This window comes from Streptomyces sp. TRM70350 (genome assembly GCF_019219825.1).
Classification (GTDB): domain Bacteria; phylum Actinomycetota; class Actinomycetes; order Streptomycetales; family Streptomycetaceae; genus Streptomyces.
On the sequence record NZ_JAHUXH010000001.1, the window covers coordinates 274,621 to 293,156 of the forward strand.

15 protein-coding genes are annotated in these 18,536 nt (G+C 70.9%); 6 read left to right on the forward strand and 9 right to left on the reverse strand.

Annotated features, from left to right (window positions below):
- The first annotated feature begins 49 nt into the window (after positions 1 to 49).
- Positions 50 to 523: a MarR family winged helix-turn-helix transcriptional regulator gene (locus KWI83_RS01215; RefSeq protein WP_218512328.1), complete on the forward strand. Its 474-nt coding sequence runs from the start codon at positions 50 to 52 to the stop codon at positions 521 to 523.
- 9 nt (positions 524 to 532) lie between these two features.
- On the opposite strand, the gene KWI83_RS01220 is transcribed toward KWI83_RS01215, so the two are convergent.
- Entirely contained in the window at positions 533 to 1,492 is a 960-nt protein-coding gene (locus tag KWI83_RS01220; protein ID WP_308121963.1) for a DUF3048 domain-containing protein, read from the reverse strand.
- A 620-nt stretch (positions 1,493 to 2,112) separates the two neighbouring features.
- On the opposite strand from KWI83_RS01220, the gene KWI83_RS01225 reads away from it, so the two are divergent.
- Positions 2,113 to 3,303, forward strand: coding sequence for a zinc-dependent alcohol dehydrogenase (locus KWI83_RS01225; protein WP_218512329.1), 1,191 nt, complete (start codon positions 2,113 to 2,115; stop codon positions 3,301 to 3,303).
- A gap of 9 nt (positions 3,304 to 3,312) precedes the next feature.
- On the opposite strand, the gene KWI83_RS01230 is transcribed toward KWI83_RS01225, so the two are convergent.
- On the reverse strand, positions 3,313 to 4,383 hold the full coding sequence (locus KWI83_RS01230; protein ID WP_218512330.1) for an ATP-dependent DNA ligase: 1,071 nt from the start codon (positions 4,381 to 4,383) through the stop codon (positions 3,313 to 3,315).
- A 61-nt stretch (positions 4,384 to 4,444) separates the two neighbouring features.
- Here KWI83_RS01230 and ligD point away from each other — a divergent pair, with 61 nt between their 5' ends.
- Positions 4,445 to 5,470 (forward strand): non-homologous end-joining DNA ligase, encoded by a 1,026-nt coding sequence (ligD, locus tag KWI83_RS01235; protein ID WP_218512331.1) that lies wholly within the window; start codon positions 4,445 to 4,447, stop codon positions 5,468 to 5,470.
- Positions 5,471 to 5,507: 37 nt separating this feature from the next.
- Here ligD and KWI83_RS01240 read toward each other — a convergent pair whose 3' ends face one another.
- Together KWI83_RS01240 and KWI83_RS01245 are read right to left on the reverse strand one after the other, a co-directional pair.
- Positions 5,508 to 7,658, reverse strand: a complete 2,151-nt coding sequence (locus tag KWI83_RS01240) for an OmpL47-type beta-barrel domain-containing protein (protein ID WP_218512708.1) — start codon at positions 7,656 to 7,658, stop codon at positions 5,508 to 5,510.
- A gap of 44 nt (positions 7,659 to 7,702) precedes the next feature.
- Positions 7,703 to 10,138, reverse strand: a complete 2,436-nt coding sequence (locus KWI83_RS01245; protein WP_256361605.1) for a ThuA domain-containing protein — start codon at positions 10,136 to 10,138, stop codon at positions 7,703 to 7,705.
- A gap of 254 nt (positions 10,139 to 10,392) precedes the next feature.
- Here KWI83_RS01245 and KWI83_RS01250 point away from each other — a divergent pair, with 254 nt between their 5' ends.
- Together KWI83_RS01250 and KWI83_RS01255 are read left to right on the forward strand one after the other, a co-directional pair.
- A complete protein-coding gene (locus KWI83_RS01250; protein ID WP_218512333.1) occupies positions 10,393 to 11,418 on the forward strand; it encodes a multicopper oxidase domain-containing protein in 1,026 nt (341 codons plus the stop codon).
- A gap of 87 nt (positions 11,419 to 11,505) precedes the next feature.
- Complete coding sequence (locus KWI83_RS01255) at positions 11,506 to 12,579, forward strand: LacI family DNA-binding transcriptional regulator (RefSeq protein ID WP_218512334.1); 1,074 nt, start codon at positions 11,506 to 11,508, stop codon at positions 12,577 to 12,579.
- A gap of 80 nt (positions 12,580 to 12,659) precedes the next feature.
- Here the strand turns inward: KWI83_RS01255 and KWI83_RS01260 are convergent, their stop codons facing one another.
- The 3 genes from KWI83_RS01260 to KWI83_RS01265 form a co-directional block, all read right to left on the reverse strand.
- Positions 12,660 to 13,724, reverse strand: a complete 1,065-nt coding sequence (locus tag KWI83_RS01260; RefSeq protein WP_308121964.1) for a methyltransferase — start codon at positions 13,722 to 13,724, stop codon at positions 12,660 to 12,662.
- Positions 13,725 to 13,813: 89 nt separating this feature from the next.
- Positions 13,814 to 14,641: an AraC family transcriptional regulator gene (locus KWI83_RS38040; protein ID WP_256361606.1), complete on the reverse strand. Its 828-nt coding sequence runs from the start codon at positions 14,639 to 14,641 to the stop codon at positions 13,814 to 13,816.
- A gap of 409 nt (positions 14,642 to 15,050) precedes the next feature.
- Entirely contained in the window at positions 15,051 to 15,836 is a 786-nt protein-coding gene (locus KWI83_RS01265) for a VOC family protein (protein WP_218512336.1), read from the reverse strand.
- Positions 15,837 to 16,087: 251 nt separating this feature from the next.
- On the opposite strand from KWI83_RS01265, the gene KWI83_RS01270 reads away from it, so the two are divergent.
- Entirely contained in the window at positions 16,088 to 16,333 is a 246-nt protein-coding gene (locus KWI83_RS01270; RefSeq protein ID WP_141307291.1) for a WhiB family transcriptional regulator, read from the forward strand.
- 222 nt (positions 16,334 to 16,555) lie between these two features.
- Here KWI83_RS01270 and KWI83_RS01275 read toward each other — a convergent pair whose 3' ends face one another.
- The gene (locus KWI83_RS01275; protein ID WP_218512337.1) at positions 16,556 to 17,530 is read right to left on the reverse strand and encodes an acyl-ACP desaturase; all 975 of its coding nucleotides are present in this window, start codon (positions 17,528 to 17,530) and stop codon (positions 16,556 to 16,558) included.
- 216 nt (positions 17,531 to 17,746) lie between these two features.
- Positions 17,747 to 18,523, reverse strand: coding sequence for a dimethylargininase (gene ddaH, locus KWI83_RS01280; RefSeq protein WP_218512338.1), 777 nt, complete (start codon positions 18,521 to 18,523; stop codon positions 17,747 to 17,749).
- Positions 18,524 to 18,536 lie beyond the last annotated feature (13 nt).

The window sequence follows — 18,536 nt, forward strand, 5'->3', positions numbered from 1 at the left end:
AGAGGTATCGTTCAGTGCACTGACATGCATACGACCTCGGGAGGCGGACATGGCGGCGGTGGATCTCACCAACCACCCCGGGCATCTCGCCCGGCGGCTCCAGCAGGCGCACTACCTGCTGTGGAACGCGATGGTGTCCGAGGAGATCACCTCACCGCAGTTCGCCGTGCTCAACGCGCTCGCCGACGAGCCGGGGCTGGACCAGCGCACGGTGGGGGAGCGGGTGGGGCTCGACCGGTCCACCGTCGCCGAGGTGATCAGTCGGCTCGGCCGCCGGGGACTGCTGCACAAGGTCCGCGACCCGCGTGACGGCCGCCGCTTCCTGCTGCGCCTGACCCAGGACGGGGTGCGCACCCATCGCAAGCTGGCGCTGCGCACCGCCCGGATGAACCAGGTGTTCCTCGCGCCGCTGTCCGCCGCGGAGCAGACACAGTTCCTGGACCTCGTCCGGCGGGTCGCGGACGCGGCGGAGGGGCTCCGCACCCCGGGCACCCCGGTGGAGCCCCTCGTGGGCCGGACCTGACTCCAGCCCTCAGCCCCGGCTCGCGGCCCTGGCGAGCACCACCCACACCTGGCCGCCGGCGAAGTTCACCGGCTCGCCGTCCACCGTGGTGAACCGGGTGCCGTCGCCCGGCTCCGGGCGCTTCCAGAGCGCTTCGTACGTCCTTCCGTCGCGCAGCACCTGCGCGGTCCCCGAGCCGGTGGTCTCGGTGTACGGCGTGTTGCTGCCCCGGGAGTCGAAGTAGTCGGACTGGCGCATCCGCACGTACTGCACGACGACCGTCGCGGGCGCCACCGGCTGCCCGTCGGTCGTGACGGCGGCCGTGCCGTCCATCGCGACCCGGTAGCGGTCCCGGCTCTCGTCCCAGGTGAAGGTGAAGCGGGCCGCCGGGTAGCGGACGGTCCGGGTGGTCTCCGTCCTGCCCCCGTCGGGGGCCTCGCCATAGGTGAAGCCGGTGGTGAGGGCGGCCTTGCCGGGGGCGGAGGGCGCGAGGTGGTGCGGGCGCAGGTAGAGGTTGTGCGGGGCGGCCTTGGCGCTGTCGCGGTAGTAGGCGCCGGGGGTCCGGCCCGGCGGCTCGGCGCGCAGCGGGGCTCCGTCGATCAGCGGCAGCAGCTTGGTCTGGGCGCCGGAGAAGGCGAGGGTGGGGTGGTCGAACTGACGCAACAGCTCCAGATCCGTCTCACGGGCACTGCGCACGGGCCCGACGGCCTTCGGCAACGCGCTCGCGTACACCGCGAGCAGTCGGCTCAGGCCGCCCTCGACCTGCTCGACGTAGACGATGTCCGCCGCGCCGAGGCCGGTGTGGGGCCGGGCCCGGGGCGCGTTGTCGATCTTCACGGCGAGCACCGAGGCCGCGCGCTCCGCACCCCGGGTCGGCGACGGTGTCGGCTTCGGCTCGGACGCCCGCCCGTCGTCGTCCGGCGCGCCCCCGGCCGTACAGCCCGCCGTCAGCGAGCCCGCCGCCACGACGCCCCACACCACCGCCGCCACGGTGAAATCCCGCGCGCGCGTTCTTCGACCCGTGTCCTTGCCCACCGCTGCCACCCCGACCAGTCCCGTGCCCTCGATTGTGCGCTTATCTGCTCATTGCTGGCCATACCCGAGTGATCCGGCTCCTGCCTCCGAATCCACCGATCGCACCCGCCGAGTAGCCCTGTCGGCCGAGCGGCTCGCCGGGCGCATAACGGCGGGTGGGGGCGGAGAACACCGCTGTTCAGCGGCGGCCGGACCGGACGACCGGCCCGATCGGCCTGCTGCTCGGCGTCCCCGCCGGTTCGGCCGCCCCAGTGGCTCGGCCCAGCGGCCCGGCCGGTGTCTCATGGCTGGGCGAGGTCCGCGATCGCCACGGGTTCAGCGGCGGCCGGACCGGGCGACCGGCTGGAACGGCCTGCTGCCTCGGCCATCCCGCTGGTTGGGCCGTCGCGCCGGTTCGGTCGCCCGCTGGATCGACCTGGCGGTACGCTCGGCCGGCCCGCCGCTCGGCCCGGCTCCGGCCTGGCTCAGTGCCCATCTCGACCGCCGCCGCCCACGGTTCGGCGCAGCCCCCCTCGGGTACCCGGGGCGCACCGCAGTACCGGCAGGCGTGGTGTGCGACGGAGGGAGTGCGGGCGATGAGGGCTGTGACGTGGCAGGGGAAGCGGGACGTGCGGGTGGAGCACGTGCCCGATCCGCGGATCGAGGAGCCGACCGACGCCGTCATCCGCATCACCTCGACCGGGCTGTGCGGTTCCGATCTGCATCTGTACGAGGTGCTCACCCCGTTCATGACGCCGGGCGACATCCTCGGTCACGAGGCCATGGGCATCGTGGAGGAGGTCGGACCCGGCGTACCGGACCTGGCGGTGGGCGACCGCGTCGTCGTGCCGTTCCAGATCGCGTGCGGCAACTGCTGGATGTGCCTCAACTCGCTGCCCACCCAGTGCGAGACGACCCAGGTCACCGGTGAGGGCATGGGCGCCGCCCTGTTCGGCTACACCCGTCTGTACGGTGCCGTACCGGGCGGCCAGGCCGAATATCTGCGCGTCCCGCAGGCCCAGTACGGCCCCATCAAGGTGCCCGAGGGCCCGCCCGACGACCGGTTCCTGTATCTGTCCGACGTCCTGCCCACCGCCTGGCAGGCGGTCGCGTACGCGGACGTCCCCCAGGGCGGCTCCATCGCCGTCCTCGGGCTGGGCCCGATCGGCGACATGGCCTGCCGGGTCGCCCAGGTCCGCGGCGCCGGACGGGTGTTCGGGGTCGACCTGGTCACCGAACGGCTGCGCCGGGCCCAGGTGCGCGGCGTGGAGACGTACGACCTGCGGGAATTCGACCACGAGAAGGAGCTCGTCGCCGCGATCCGCGACGAGACCGACGGCCGCGGCCCCGACGCCGTGATCGACGCGGTCGGCACCGAGGCGCACGGCAGCCACGCGGCCCGCCTCGTCCAGCAGGCCGCCGGCATGCTGCCCCGCAAGATCGGCGGCCCCGTCGCCGATCGCTTCAGCGTCGACCGGCTCGCCGCCCTGCACACCGCCATCGAGCTGGTCCGCCGCGGCGGCACCCTCTCACTCGTCGGCGTCTACGGCGGCACCGCCGACCCGCTGCCGATGCTCACCATGTTCGACAAGCAACTCCAGATCCGCATGGGCCAGGCCAACGTCCGCCGCTGGACCGACGAGATCCTGCCCTACCTGACCGACGAGGACCCGCTCGGCGTCGACGACTTCGCCACCCACCGGCTGCGGCTGGACGAGGCTCCCGAGGCGTACGAGATGTTCCAGCGCAAGCGGGACGGCGCCGTGAAGATCCTGATGCAGCCCTGACTCACGCACTCACGCCTGCGGCGCGAAGATCTCCGCGAGGTCGTACCGCACCGGCTCCTCCAACTGCGCGTACGTGCAGCTCTCCGGCGTCCGGTCCGGCCGCCAGCGGCGGAAGCGGGCCGTGTGCCGGAACCGCAGGCCGTTCTCCATGTGGTCGTACGCCACCTCGCACACCCGCTCCGGCCGAAGCGGCACCCACGACAGGTCCTTCTTGCCGGACCAGCGGCTCGGCGCCCCGGGCAGCCGGGCCGTCTCGTGCGCCGCCTCCTCCGCCCAGGCCGCCCACGGATGCCCCGCCACGTCGTCCATGCGCAACGGCTCCAGCTCCTCCACCAGCTCGGCGCGCCGTGCCATGGAGAAGGCGGCGGACACGCCGACGTGCTGCAGGGCGCCACCGTCGTCGTACAGACCGAGCAGCAGCGAGCCGACCACGGGCCCGCTCTTGTGCAGCCGGTAGCCCGCCACCACGACGTCCGCCGTGCGCTCGTGCTTGACCTTGAACATCGCCCGCTCGTCCTGGAGATAGCGCAGCGTGAGCGGCTTGGCGATCACGCCGTCCAGCCCGGCCCCCTCGTACTGCTCGAACCACTCCCGCGCCACGTCGATGTCGGTCGTCGCCGGTGCCACATGCACCGGCGCCGTCACCCCGGACAACGCCATGACCAGCAGCGCACGGCGATCGGCGAGCGGCACGTCCAGCAGCGACTGGTGGGCCAGCGCCAGCAGGTCGAAGGCGACGAACGAGGACGGCGTCTTCTCCGCCAGCATCCGCACCCGCGAGTCGGCCGGGTGGATCCGCTCGGTGAGCGCGTCGAAGTCCAGCCGCCCCTCCCGCGCGATCACGATCTCCCCGTCCAGCACACAGCGCCCCGGCAACCGCTCCTTCAGCGCCGCCACCAGCTCCGGGAAGTACCTGGTCAGCGGCTTGGTGGTACGGCTGCCGAGTTCCACCTCGTCGCCGTCGCGGAACACGATCGCCCGGAAGCCGTCCCACTTCGCCTCGTAGTGCATGCCCGGCGGGATCTTCGCCACGGACTTGGCGAGCATCGGTTTGACAGGCGGCATCACCGGCAGGTCCATGCTTCGACTCTAGGCGGACTCCGGATGCGGCGCCGCGTCGGCCGAGACTACCGTGGCTCGCATGGGTGACGCGGTGGAACTGGAAGCGGGCGGCCGGACCGTACGGCTGTCCAGTCCCGGCAAGGTGTTCTTCCCCGAGCGCGGCTTCACCAAGCTGGACCTCGCCCGGTACTACATCGCCGTCGGCCCCGGCATCCTGCGCGCCCTGCACAACCGGCCCACCACCCTGGAGCGCTACCCGGACGGCGTCACCGGCGAGTCCTTCTTCCAGAAGCGGGCCCCCAAGAACATGCCCGACTGGATCCCCACCGCCCACATCACCTTCCCCAGCGGCCGCAGCGCCGACGAGATGTGCCCCACCGAGGAGGCCGCGGTGCTGTGGGCCGCCCAGTACGGCACGCTCACCTTCCACCCGTGGCCGGTGCGCCGCGACGACGTCGACAGCCCCGACGAACTGCGCATCGACCTCGACCCGCAGCCCGGCACCGACTACGAGGACGCCGTCCGCGCCGCCCACGAACTGCGCGCCGTACTCGACGAGTTCGGCGGCCTGCGCGGCTTCCCCAAGACCTCCGGAGGCCGTGGCCTGCACGTCTTCGTGCCCATCGAGGCATGCTGGACCTTCACCCAGGTCCGCCGCGCCGCCATCGCCGTGGGCCGGGAGATGGAACGCCGGATGCCCGAGTACGTCACGATCAAGTGGTGGAAGGAGGAGCGGGGCGAGAAGATCTTCCTCGACTACAACCAGACGGCGCGGGACCGCACGATCGCCTCCGCCTACTCCGTACGCCCCCGCCCGCACGCCCCCGTCTCGGCGCCCCTGCGCTGGGAGGAGGTCGGTGTGGCCCACCCCCGGGACTTCGACCTCGCGACCATGCCCGCGCGCTTCGCCGAACTCGGCGATGTGCACGCGGACATGGACGACCACCGTTACTCGCTGGACGCGCTGCTGGAGCTGGCCAACAAGGACGAGCGCGACCACGGGCTCGGCGATCTGCCGTACCCGCCCGAGTACCCCAAGATGCCGGGGGAGCCCAAGCGGGTACAGCCGAGCCGCGCGAAGAAACCCGGGCCCACAACTTCCTGAGCCCTGCAACTCCCTGATCTCCACGCCTTCCTGACCTCTACAGCTCCTTGATCCGGATGTCCCGGTACGAGATCACATCCGTCGTGCCGTGCACCTGGAGCCCGATGTAGCCGGAGGCGAACCGCCGCCCGTCCGTGCCCGGGTCGTCCGAGCGGGGCGGGTGGAAGTCCTGGCCGCCGATGTTGTCGAACTCGTTGATCAGCACGCCGTTGCGGTAGACCGAGTAGTGCTGGTCCACCACGCGGATCTCGTAGTCGTTCCACGTGCCCTTCTGCGTGACTCCCGCACCCGCGAGCCCCACCCGGTCGAAGCCGTAGACCGACCCCGTCTTGTACATGTCGCCGTCGGGCCGGTCGAGCACCTGCACCTCGTGCCCGTACTTGATGGCGACCCACTCCGGCCGGGACTCCTCCGGGTGGTCATGGACGTACGGGAACCGCACGAACACCCCGGAGTTGGCGTTGCCGGTGCCCGGAGCGTCGTCGCGCCACTGGAGCTTCAGCGAGAAGTCGCCGTACTTGCGCTGCGGGAACCACAGCATGCCGAGCCCCGGCTCGGTGGTGCCGCTGGTCATCGTCCCGTCGGCGTTCAGCGCGAAGGAACCGCCGCCCACGTGCTGCCACTTGGCGAAGGAGCCCTCGGTGCCGTCGAACAGCGAGCGGTAGCCCTCCGTCTGACCGGGCTTGCCGATGCCGGACTGGCGGGCGGCCTTGGTGATGGCCCGGTACTCGCGCCGGTCGATCACGCCCTCGGTACGGAGCCTGTCCAGGACCGTCTTCACGTGCTTCAGGAACAGCGCGTGCGACGTCCACTCCTTCTCGTCCTCGATCAGCTCGTTGATCCGGCACCGGTTGTCGGTGAGCCGGTTCGGCACGCCCGAGTCGACCGTGCCGACGATCACCGTCAACCGCTCGTCGTACTCGGGGCAGGGCGGCGCGGGCACGCCGCCCGCCACCACCGTGAAGCTCACGGTCTGCGCCGCGGAGGTGTTGCCCGCCCGGTCCGTCGCCCGGTACGCCACGGTGTGCGCGCCCGCCCGGTCGACGATCACGGGCCCGGTGTACGTGAGATAGGGCCCGCCGTCGAGCGAGTACTCGATGCTCGCGACCTCTCCCTCGTCGGTCGCACGGACGGTCACCTTGGCGCTCGCCACATAGGCCCCGTCGGAGTTCCGCGTGCCCTCGACGGTCACCCCCGTCACCGGCGGGGTCGTGTCCTGCGGCGGCGCGGCGACCACCGTGAACTCGACGCTCTTCTCCGCCGTCACGTTCCCCGCCTTGTCGGTGGCCCGGTAACGGACGGTGTGGGTGCCCACCTGATGCACCATCACCGGCTGGATGTACGGCTGCCAGGCCCCGGACGCGCCGACGGCGTACTCGATCGTGTTGACCCCGGACCCGGTGTCGGACGCGGTGACGGTGACCGTCGCCATGTCGACATACGTGCCGTCGGGATTCCGCTCACCGCTCACCGTGGCCGACGTCTCCGGCGGCGTCGTGTCGTCCGTCGGCGGGGCCACCACCGTGAACTCGGCGCTCTTCTCGGCGGAGACGTTGCCCGCCTTGTCGAACGCCCGATAGCGGACCTTGTGACTGCCGACCTGGTCGACGACCACCGGGGTGGTGTACGGCTGCCAGGCGCCGGCGTCCCCGATGGCGTACTCGATCCGGTCGACACCGGAGCCGCCGGTGTCGTCGGTCGCGTGCAGCGTCACGCTCGCCGAGCCGACGTACTGGCCCTGCTGGTTCTGCGTGCCGCTGACATGCGCCGACGTCTCCGGCGCGGTCGTGTCCTCGCCGCCGCCCTCGGTCACCGTCAGGATGCCCTGCATCTGGCCGTGGCCGGGGATCGTGCAGTGGTAGAAGTACCGGCCCGGCGTGAGCGTGACCTCGGCGGTGTGGCGACCGCCCTGGTCGTCGCCCGGATTGGCCAGGATGTTGAGCTGGACGTCGCTGTTGAACTCCGGGTCGCTGGTGACGAACGTCAGCGTGTGCGGCATGCCGGTGGTGTTGCCGGTGGCCACGCTGTTCTCGAAGACGATCGTCGCCGGACCGGCCACCGCCGTCGTCGGCGCGGAGAGGTACTTGTCGATGTCGTTGCCCGCCGTCCAGGTGAGGACCTGGGCGGCTGCCCGGCCGGACTTCTCCGGCTGGCCGGTTGCCGTCGTGGCCTGGAGGCCGAGCACCATCAGGAGCGCGGCCAGCAGGGCCGCCCACACTCTTCGTTGGCCTGTCACCGCTGTGCCCCCCTCGCCAGCTGGTCGGCGGCCGGCGTCGGACCGCCGCCCTGGTATGTCACGCGCCACAGCGCGGACTTGGCGTCCGAGGTGAAGAAGCCGCGCCCGTAGTCGAGGACGTACAGCGCGCCGTCCGCACCGAACTTCCAGTCCATGAGGTTCTTGATGCCGTCGTTGCCGACCGGCACGATCTTCTTCAGCGACTCCGAGTGCACCGGCAGCCCGCCGTCACCCAGGGTCTTCGGATCCATGAGGACGGCGTTGCGCGGCTGGTCGGCGTCGTAGAAGTCGCCCACGAACCACTTGCCGTCCCAGTACGCGGGCCACTTGATGTCACTGGTGGCCGACACGTCGTCGTACCGGTACACCGGCCCGTTCATCGCGGCCTGCCCGCCGCCCTTCAGCCACGGCAGCCGGTAGGTGGCCTCCTCCTGCTGGTAGGAGGGGACGCCGTTCGCGTCACGCGGGAAGTCCGGCCCCCCGCCCTGGGGCGAGTACCAGATGTTGTTGCCGGTGACCGGCGGAAGGTTGACCAGGCCGTCGTTGTTCGGGGACTCGTTCTTCGGGTGGTCGCAGTCGTACCAGCCGAGCGGCTTCGACGGATCCGGCAGATTGCGGTCCCGGTAGGGCTGCTTGTTGCCCATGCAGTACGGCCAGCCCCGGTTGCTCGCCTCGGTGATGGCGGCGAAGGTGTCGTACTTGGCGGGGCCCCAGGTCGTCGACGGCTGCCCGGCGTCCGGACCGACCCAGCCCGCGTACAGGATGTCCGTCTTCTGGTCGACGAAGATACGGGCCGGGTTCCTGACCCCCATCACATAGATCTCGCCGCGCGTCTTCCCGCCGCCCTCGTCGGTCTCCTCGCCGGTGAAGAGGTTGCCCTCGGGGATGGTGTAGGTCCCGTCGGGTTCCGGGTGGATGCGCAGGATCTTGCCGTTGAGGTTGTTGGTGTTCCCGGCGGTGCGGCGCGCGTCGGCGAAGGAGACGCCCTTGTAGTTCGGCTCCGGGTTGTTGCCCGAGTAACCGTCGCTGAAGCGGCTGGAGTTGTTGTCACCGGTCGCGATGTACAGGTTGCCCTGGGAGTCCCAGGCCATCCCGCCGCCCGCGTGACAGCAACTGTGGATCTGCACCGGCCACTTGAGCAGCACCTTCTCGCTGCTCAGGTCGAGCTTGTCGGTGGCCGGGTCGAGGGTGAAGCGGGAGACGCGCCGCTCGGCCATCCGGGTGTCCCGGTTGATCTGCGCGTGCGGGGTGTAGTGCAGATACACCCACCCGTTCTGCTCGAACCGCGGGTCCAGCTCGATGCCGAGCAGGCCCTCCTCGACCTTGACCAGCTCGTCGCCGCCGCCCTTGTTGCCGAAGACGGTGAGCGCGCCGGCCAGGGTGACCCGCTTGGTCTTCGGGTCGTAGACGTGGATCTCGCCCTTGCCCTTGCCGATGTCCGGGTTGTTCCAGTCGGTGATCACCGGCCGGGAGGAGTCGGCACCGCCGCGGCCGATGTAGAGGACGCGGCCGTCGGGGGCGGTGACCAGGCCGTGGGGTTCGCCGATCTGGTCGTTCTGCCCGGGCTGGTTGGGCTTGGTCAGCCGCTCGGCCCGGTAGTTGCCGTTGATCGTCGCCTTGCAGTCGGCCTGGACGAGCCGGGTGGTCCACAGCAGGGCGCCGCGCAGATGGGTGCGGAAGTCGGTCTCGTCGTACGACGACACCGTGCCGCCCATGCCGGTGTAGAAGGAGCGGCCGCCGTCGTAGTCGCGGCACCAGCTGATCGGGTGGTCCCAGCCGTTGGCGCTCGCGCCGGGCTGGTACGTCGACTCGCGCACCCGGGCCACCGTGTGCACCTCGCCGGACGGGTTCTTCACCCAGTTCGGCCACTGGTCGGGGCGCTTCCACTGGACCGGCAGGTCCTTGGTGGCCGGATGCCGCCGGTCGCCGACCTCGACGGTCGCCCGCTGGACGGCCGTCGGGCTGTTCGGCGCCGGGCGGGCGCCGACAAGGCCGGTGAACCAGTCGGAGTACGGCTCCGCGCGGGCCGCGTCATGGATGCCGACGAAACCGCCGCCCGCCTCCATGTAGGCCTCCAGGCCCGCCTCCTGCTCCGGCTCCAGGACATCGCCGCCGCCGGTCAGGAACACGATCGCGTTGTAACGGCCCAGCCTGGTCCCGTTGGTGAAGACCGAGGCGTCGTCCGTGGCCTCGACCTTGAAGCGCTGCTTCGCGGGGCCGGACAGGCCGATCTGTTCGATCGCCTCGATTCCGGCGTTCACCACCGGCGACTCGTCGCCGGGCGCCGCCGACCCGTAGAAGATCAGTACGCGGACCTTCGCGCCGCCGGGCGGCGACTTGACGGACATCGTTGTCAGGGAGGGTTCCGGGGCCGGGAGCGCGCCCGCGGCGGGGCCGGAGAGCAGGCCCGCGGTGACGAATCCGGCCGTCAAGACGGCCGTCCAGGCCCGCTTTGAGGCTCTTTTCCGGCTCAACTCCCTTGAGGCCAAGGATATTTGATGCGATGTGGACCGCATGTGGTCATCCACCCCTCGTCGGTCACAGCAACAGCGCCTAGGAAGCTAGACCTCTTTGCCTCGCCCGCCAATAGGTATGACCGCGATGGCACGAACTTTGTCCTGGGTGTGGATAAACGCCGCCTGCCTCGCTACCGTCTCGAATCCCGTACCGGAGTGGGGAGTTCGGCATGGACAGACGTGGGTTCAACCGGCGGGTCCTCCTGGGCGGCGCCACCGTCGCGACATCGTTGTCCCTGGCGTCCGAGGCGACCGGCGCCGGGGAGAGGGCGCGCAGCGGCGTGGCCGCGCGGACGGCCCCGGCCGGGGGTGCGGTCAGGCACGTCAAGCTCTACGCCGAGAAGCTCACCGACGGGCAGCTGGGCTACGGCTTCGAGAAGGGCAGGGCGACCATCCCGGGTCCGCTGATCGAGCTCAACGAGGGCGACACGCTGCACATCGAGTTCGAGAACACCACGGACGTGGCGGTGAGCCTGCACGTGCACGGCCTGGACTACGAGATCACCAGCGACGGCACCAAGCTGAACAAGAGCCACGTGGAGCCGGGCGCCACCCGCACCTACACCTGGCGCACCCATGCCCCCGGCCGCCGCAAGGACGGCACCTGGCGGGCGGGCAGCGCGGGCTACTGGCACTACCACGACCACGTGGTGGGCACGGAACACGGCACCGGCGGAGTCAGGAAGGGCCTGTACGGCCCGGTGATCGTCCGCAGGAAGGGCGACGTCCTGCCGGACCGCACCCACACGATCGTCTTCAACGACCTGCTGATCAACAACAGGCCACCGCACACCGGCCCCGACTTCGAGGCCACGGTGGGCGATCGCGTCGAGTTCGTCGTGATCACCCACGGCGAGTACTACCACACCTTCCACATGCACGGTCACCGCTGGGCCGACAACCGCACCAGCATGCTGACCGGTCCCGACGACCCCAGCCAGGTCATCGACAACAAGATCACGGGCCCCGCCGACTCCTTCGGCTTCCAGGTGATCGCGGGGGAGGGGGTCGGCGCCGGGGCGTGGATGTACCACTGCCATGTGCAGAGCCATTCGGACATGGGGATGGTGGGGCTCTTCCTGGTGAAGAAGCCGGACGGGACCATTCCGGGCTATGAGCCGCATGAGCCCCATGAGCCGCATCGGGCCGACGGCGCTCAGGGCGCGGAGGGGGCAGGCGGGGCTCACCGGCACTGAATGGGGCGCCGACCCGGCGAGAGCGCTCTCTCCAACCGCCTGGCCTGCCGTTACCCTGATCGGCAGTCGCCGGTGAGGAGTCCCGAAGTGTCCGAGGCAGTGTCGCGTCCCACGTTGGAGGCCGTGGCCGCCCGGGCCGGGGTGTCGCGCGCGACCGTCTCGCGGGTGGTCAACGGCGGGGACGGGGTGCGTGAGCCGCTGGTCGAGCGGGTCCGGCGGGCGGTCGAGGAACTCGGCTACGTCCCCAACCAGGCTGCCCGCAGTCTGGTGACCAAGCGGCACGACGCCGTCGCCGTCGTCATCGCCGAGCCGGAGACCCGCGTCTTCGCCGACCCCTTCTTCGCGCTCCAACTGCGCGGCATCAGCAAGGAGCTGACCGCCCACGACAACCAACTCGTGCTGCTGCTCACCGAAGACCGCGACGACCACGCCCGCGTCGGCCGCTATCTCGCCGGCGGACACGTCGACGGCGCGCTGGTGTTCTCCCTGCACCTCGACGACGCCCTGCCCGGACTGATCCAGGGCGCCGGCGTCCCGACCGTGTTCGGCGGGCGGCCCGGCTGGAGCGACGGCAGCCTCTCCCAAGCTCCCGGCTCCACTCCAGCAGGGGCGAGCCCCACCGCGGTGTACGTCGACAGCGACAACCGGGGCGGTGCCCGCGAGGCCGTACGCCATCTCGTCGGCCTGGGCCGCAGCCGCATCGCGCACATCGCCGGGGCCCTCGACCAGACGTCCGCGGTGGACCGGCTCGACGGCTTCCGGGACGTCGTGGCCGACGCCGACCCGCGGCTGATCGTCGAGGGCGACTTCACCCCGGCCGGGGGCGAGCGGGCGATGCGCGAACTCCTCGACCGCTGCCCCGACCTGGACGCCGTGTTCGCCGCCAACGACCTCATGGCCTCGGGCGCCCTGCGCGTACTGCGGGAACGCGGGCGGCGGGTGCCCGACGACGTCGCCGTGGTCGGCTTCGACGACATGCTGCCCATCGCCGAGCAGACCGACCCGCCGCTCACCACGATCCGCCAGGACATCGAGCAGATGGGCCGCCTGATGGCCCGCCTGCTGCTCCGCCGCCTGCGCCGGGGCCCCGGCGAGGCCGGGGCAGAGGCGGCGACCGGCGTCGTCCTGTCGACGACCCTCGTACGCCGCGCCTCTGCCTAGGCTCCTGGTCCGGCGGAACACGGGACGGGAACCCGTGACCCGTGACCCGTGACCCGTGACCCGCGACCCGCGATCTGCGGTCAGTCGGCCGCGGCCTCGATGAGAGAGAAGGGTGCGGCCTCCGTGAGCGGGGTGACCGATATGAGGGACAGGCCCGCGCGGTGGCACACGTCCTCGAAGTCCTCGCGGGTGCGCTCCCTGCCGCCCACGTTCACCAGCATGTTGAGGTCGCTCAGATAGGTGATTCCGCCATCGGCGGCATGGGCTTCCGCGTCGCTGTCGACGACCTCGGGCAGCACCGGCTCCACGATCAGGACACGGCCGCCGGGCGGCAGCACCTCGCGGCAGTGGCTCAGGATCGTGACCACCTGTGCGTCCGCCCAGTCGTGCAGGACACTCTTCATCAGGTAGAGGTCCGAGCCCTTGGGAACCGAGCGGAAGAAGTCCCCGGCGATCAGAGAACAGCGTTCCGTGAGCCCGTGCCGCTCCAGCGTCCTCGGCGCCTGGGCCAGGCCCTCCTTGGTGTCGTAGAGGACACCGGTGAGACCCGGATGTGCGGCGAGTACGCCGGCCAGGAGGGTTCCGTCCCCACCACCGACGTCCGTGACCCTGGAGAACCGGCCGAAGTCGAAGGCGTACGGCAGCACGGCGGCGGTCTCCCCGGTGGCCTGGCTCATTGCCGCGTTGAACTGCGCGGACAGGTCCGGGTCCTGGGCGAGGTGGCTGAAGAAGTCCGTGCCGAAGACGGCGTCGAACGCGATGTCGCCGGTGCGGACGCTGCCGTCCAGATGCTCCCAGGCGCGTATCAGCACCGGCTCGGTGAACACCCGCACGAACGACGTGAGCGAGTCGGGGCGCCGGGGGTCGAGGAGAGCGCCCGCGGGGGTCACCGAGAAGGAGCCGGGTGTGTGTTCCTCCAGCAGGCCGAGGCCGGTCAGGGCGCGCAGCAGCCGGAGCATGGGATGGGTTTCGGTTCCGGCGTCGGCGGCCACGTCGCCGGCCCGGCGTTGTTGGTCGCCGATCAGCTCAACGACCCTCAACCGGACTGCCGCACGCAGGGTCTGCGCGGCCATGCTGCCGAAGGCGAGCCGGACGATCAGGCCGCGCTCCGCCATGCCCGCTGCTCGGACATCGGTGTTCGCCACAGTGTCTTCCTTCCTTCGTTCGTCCGGTACGTACGCGAACCGGTGTGCACGGCCGCGTGAGGGGCCGGTCTCTTCGGTGCGTGAAAGGGCTAGCCCGCGGACGTCGCCCTCCCGGCCAGGGCGCCCGGCGTGCACCCGGCGAAGGCCAGCACGTCGCGGTGGAGATGGGCCTGGTCGACGTATCCGCACGCCAGGGCGGTGCCGGCGGCGTTCTCGCCCGCGCAGAGCGCTCGGGCGGCGTGGTCGAAGCGCACCAGCATGGCGGCGCGCTTGGGCGTGAGGCCGACCTGGGCACGGAACCTGGACCACAGCCGCTTGCGGCTCCATCCGCAGGACGCGGCGAGGTCGTCGACCCGTACCCGGCCTCGACGCGCCACGATGTGGTCCCAGACGGCGGCGACCTCCGGCGTCATCGACGGTGCCCGTGCGGCTCGCCTCGTGAGGTGGTCGTCCATCAGCGTGAGGCGTTCCTGCCACGTCGTGGTGTCGGCCAGTTGCTCGCGCAGGCGTCGCTCGTGCCGCCCCCACAGGTCCTCGAGACTGGTGACGGACCCGTCCAGTTCGCGCGGGGAGACGCCCAGCAGCGCATAGGCGGCCCGGGGCGACAAGCGCATCTCGATGCACTCGACGTGCTCGCCGCGGACGCGGGCCGGACCGGGCGACAACGGGGCCACGAGGCTTCCCAAGGGCCGGTGCCCAGCGGTGCCCTCGACGGTGAACGGGTCCTCCCCGAGCCCGATGACGACGATCACGGCAGGCTGAGGGAGCACCTGCATGTCCAGCCCGGCAGCGACACGGTCGCGGAATCCGGCCATCCGGACACCGTCGAGGGACGTGCCACCGAGGGGATGGGTGACTTCCCAGCCGTTCTCGGTATCGCGGTGCGTGGGGGCGGAACCCACTTCGTACCTGCGCATGCCTTCAGCGTCGCCGACTTCGGTGGTCCTGTCTTGGACGAATGTTCCGTGCACACGACCACCCGGGTCTCACCGGCAGCGGCGGGCGGCCGCGTGTCCGAGTCGCCTGATCCGACGCGCCCTGGAGCCCGGAGCCGGTCCGGCGGCCCCAGGCATGCCGGGTTCAGCGACAGCCCCCGGGTCGTGGGCGACGGCGGGTTCGGCGGACATGCCAGGTCGTGGGCGACGGCGGGTTCGGCGGACATGCCGGGTCGTGGGCGACGGCGGATTCGACGGACACGCCGGGCCCTCGCCGAGCCGGGCTCAGCGGACACGCCGGGCCCTCGCCGAGCCGGGCTCGGCAGGACCCGGCGCTGGCCGCCGACCCCAGGCTCAGCAGGACCCACGGCCCACCTCGCCGACGCCGGGCTCAGCCCTGCGGCTGTGCGCTCGTGATCACCGCGAAGCGGGCGCCGAACGGGTCGGCCAGCTTGGCGATGCGGCCCACGTCCGGCACGTCCATGGCCTCCATCCGGACCGTCCCGCCCAGCTCCCGCGCCTTGCTCACCGCAGCGTCCGTGTCGGTGACCTCGAAGTACGGCAGCCAGTAGGCGGCATCCTCCGAGGGATCCTCGTCCAGCGGGACCAGGCCGCCGAACATGGCGTCCTCACCCTCCCCGGCCGGGTTGACGCAGGTGTACGAGCCGCCCGGGAAGTCGACCGACGACGTCTCCCAGCCGAGCAGTGCGTTGTAGTAGCCGGCGGCCGACGCGATGTCCGGCGTGTACAGCTCCAGCCAGCACAGCGTGCCGGGATCGTTCATCACGTCCACGCCCTTGTTCAGCCCCGGCTGCCAGATGCCGAACGGCACGCCCTGCTGGTCGGCCAGGATCGCCATGTGGCCCTGACCCATCACGTCCATGGGCTCCACGAGCACCCGCCCGTGCGCCTGCTCGGCCGTCTTCGCCGTGGCCTGCGCGTCCGGGCTCTGGAAGTACACCGTCCAGGACGGCGGGCCCTGCTCACCGGTGGTCTGCATCCCCCCGGCGACGGTCCTGCCGTCCAACTGGAAGAAGCCGTAGCCGCCGGCCTCGGGTCCCGCCGACCGGAACTGCCAGCCGAAGAGACCGCCGTAGAAGTGGATGGCGCCGTCGATGTCGGAGGTGCCGAGATCGATCCAGTTCGGAGCGCCGTTGACGAAACGGGTGGTGAGCATCTTTGCCTCCCGGATGGGCCCGTTGCCTGCAGTGCCGAGTCTTGCATCGCCCACTGACAATCGCGTGCCGACCGGGCCCGGACAGTCACCGTCAGTGACAGCCGGGCGCCCTTCTTGTTCCCACCGCTCCCGCGCGCCGCCGTGCGCCCCGCCCCGCCGCGCGGGCATCATCGGGGCGGCCGGGGGCCCTGGACCGAAGCGTTGAGCGGGCGTTGATCGAACGTTTTTCACGCTTCGGCACGCTCTGGGGCATGCACTTCGAAACCATCACCCCCGCGGACACCGCCTGGCAGGCCCAGGCGCTGTGCGCACAGACCGGGGCCGACTTCTTCTTTCCCGAGCCGGGCAGCTCGGTGCGTGAGGCGAAGCGCATCTGCGGCCTGTGCGAGATGCGCACCGCCTGCCTCGACTACGCCCTGGCGAACGACGAACGCTTCGGCGTCTGGGGCGGCCTGTCCGAGAAGGAACGGCTCCAGCTGCGCCGTACCTCCTACTGATCAGCGGATCATCCGTACGGCCGCCGCCCGGTGCAACTCGCCGAGCTGGGCGTCCACCTGTGCGCCGTCGACACCGGCGGGATCACCGGCGAGTACCCGGCGCCGAGGAGGCCCCGCCCGTCGCCGACAACCGCGTCGACCTGGCCACTGCCGACACCATCGCGCAGAGCCTCGCTGGCGCCGAGCACCGCCTGGTCGGGGCCGCAGCGCAGACGCCGTAGGTCAGACCGCCCCCCGCGCCGCCATCCGCGCCTTGCGTGCCGCCAGCTTCTCGTCGAACTTCAGGGCCTCCGCGTCCAGCCCGTTCATGAACAGCCCGAGTTCCTCCTGGGCCTTGAGGCCCTCGGGGCCGAGGCCGTCGATCTCCAGGACCTTCAAAAAGCGCAGCACGGGCTGGAGCACGTCGTCGTGGTGGATGCGCAGGTTGTAGACCTCGCCGATGGCCATCTGCGCCGCCGCGCGCTCGAAGCCGGGGATGCCGTGCCCGGGCATCCGGAAGTCGACCACGACGTCCCGCACCGCCTGCATGGTCAGGTCGGGCGCCAGCTCGAAGGCCGCCTTCAGCAGGTTCCGGTAGAAGACCATGTGCAGGTTCTCGTCCGTCGCGATCCGCGCCAGCATCCGGTCGCACACCGGGTCACCGGACTGGTGGCCGGTGTTGCGGTGCGAGATACGGGTCGCGAGCTCCTGGAAGGCGACGTAGGCCACCGAGTGCAGCATCGAGTGCCGGTGGTCGTGCTCGAAGCCCTCGCTCATGTGGGCCATACGGAACTGTTCCAGCTTGTCCGGGTCCACCGCGCGCGAGGTGAGCAGATAGTCCCGCATCACGATGCCGTGCCGGCCCTCCTCGGCGGTCCAGCGGTGCACCCAGGTGCCCCAGGCGCCGTCGCGGCCGAACAGGGTGGCGATCTCATGGTGGTAGCTGGGGAGGTTGTCCTCGGTCAGCAGGTTGACCACCAGGGCGATTCGGCCGATCTCGGTGACCTTGGACTGCTCCTTGTCCCATGCCTCGCCGTCCTCGAAGAGGCCGGGGAAGTTACGGCCGTCGGTCCACGGCACGTACTCGTGCGGCATCCAGTCCTTGGCGATCTTCAGATGGCGGTTGAGCTCCTTTTCGACCACTTCCTCCAGGGCGTACAGCATCCGGGCGTCGGTCCAGACGGAGGGGCTGCCGAGGTGCGGAGAGGTGATCGTCACGGGTACTCCAGGGGGACGTGGGGCAAAGGGAAGTCGGGCCGGCGGGCGGCGCCGGAACCTACGGAATCGTAGGCTACGAAGCCGTAGGTTACGAAGCCGTAGGTTAAGGGCGCTGTAAAGACCGCTGTTCAGGCCCTCTTTCCAGGGACGCATGGGCGTGCCGCAAAGCCCCGGGACTCCCAGGTCCCGGGCGGGAACGGCGGTGGCGGCAACCGGTCAGGCGTACAGCTCCCGCAGCCGTACCGAGAGGCATGTCACACACCCTTCGAGTTTCTCGAACTCGCTGATGTCCACGGCGACCGGCGTGTAGCCGAGGTCCGAGAACAGCTCGGCGGTCTTCGGGGCGCTGGCCGCCATGAGCAGCTTGTCGCCGCCGAGCAGCACCACGTGCGTGCCGGAGGCCTCCGGCACGTGCAGGAAACGCCCGAACAGGGACGGCGTGTCCATCAGCGGGATGTGCCCGATCACGGTCCCGTCGGGCAGCGCCGTGACCGCGGACTTCAGATGCAGCACCTTGCTGACGGGTACGGCGACCACGCGCGCCCCCAGCGGCTCGAACGCGGCCCGCACCTGCTGGACGCCGGCGGCGTTGGTGCGGCCGCCACGGCCGACGTAGATCGTGTCGCCGATCTTCAGCACGTCACCGCCGTCCAGCGTGCCCGGCTCCCAGATCCAGTTCACCGAGCAGCCCAGACGGGCGACGACCTCCTCGACGCCCGCGGTCTCGTCCCGGCGGGACTCGGCGCCGGAGCGCGCTATCAGGGCGACGTTCTTGTACATCACCACGGTGTCCTCGACGAACACGGAGTCCGGGCAGTCGTCGGCCGGATCGACCTCGATGGTCTCCCAGCCGTGCGTGCGCAGCGCCTCCGCGTACGCCTCCCACTGCCGGACCGCGAGCTCGGCATCGGCCTTCTCCCGCTGGATGTGCGTCACCAGGCCTTCGGCGAGGCGCGGGCTGGGGCGGCGGACGAGGGCCTTCTTGCTGGGCACGTGCGGTCTCCGT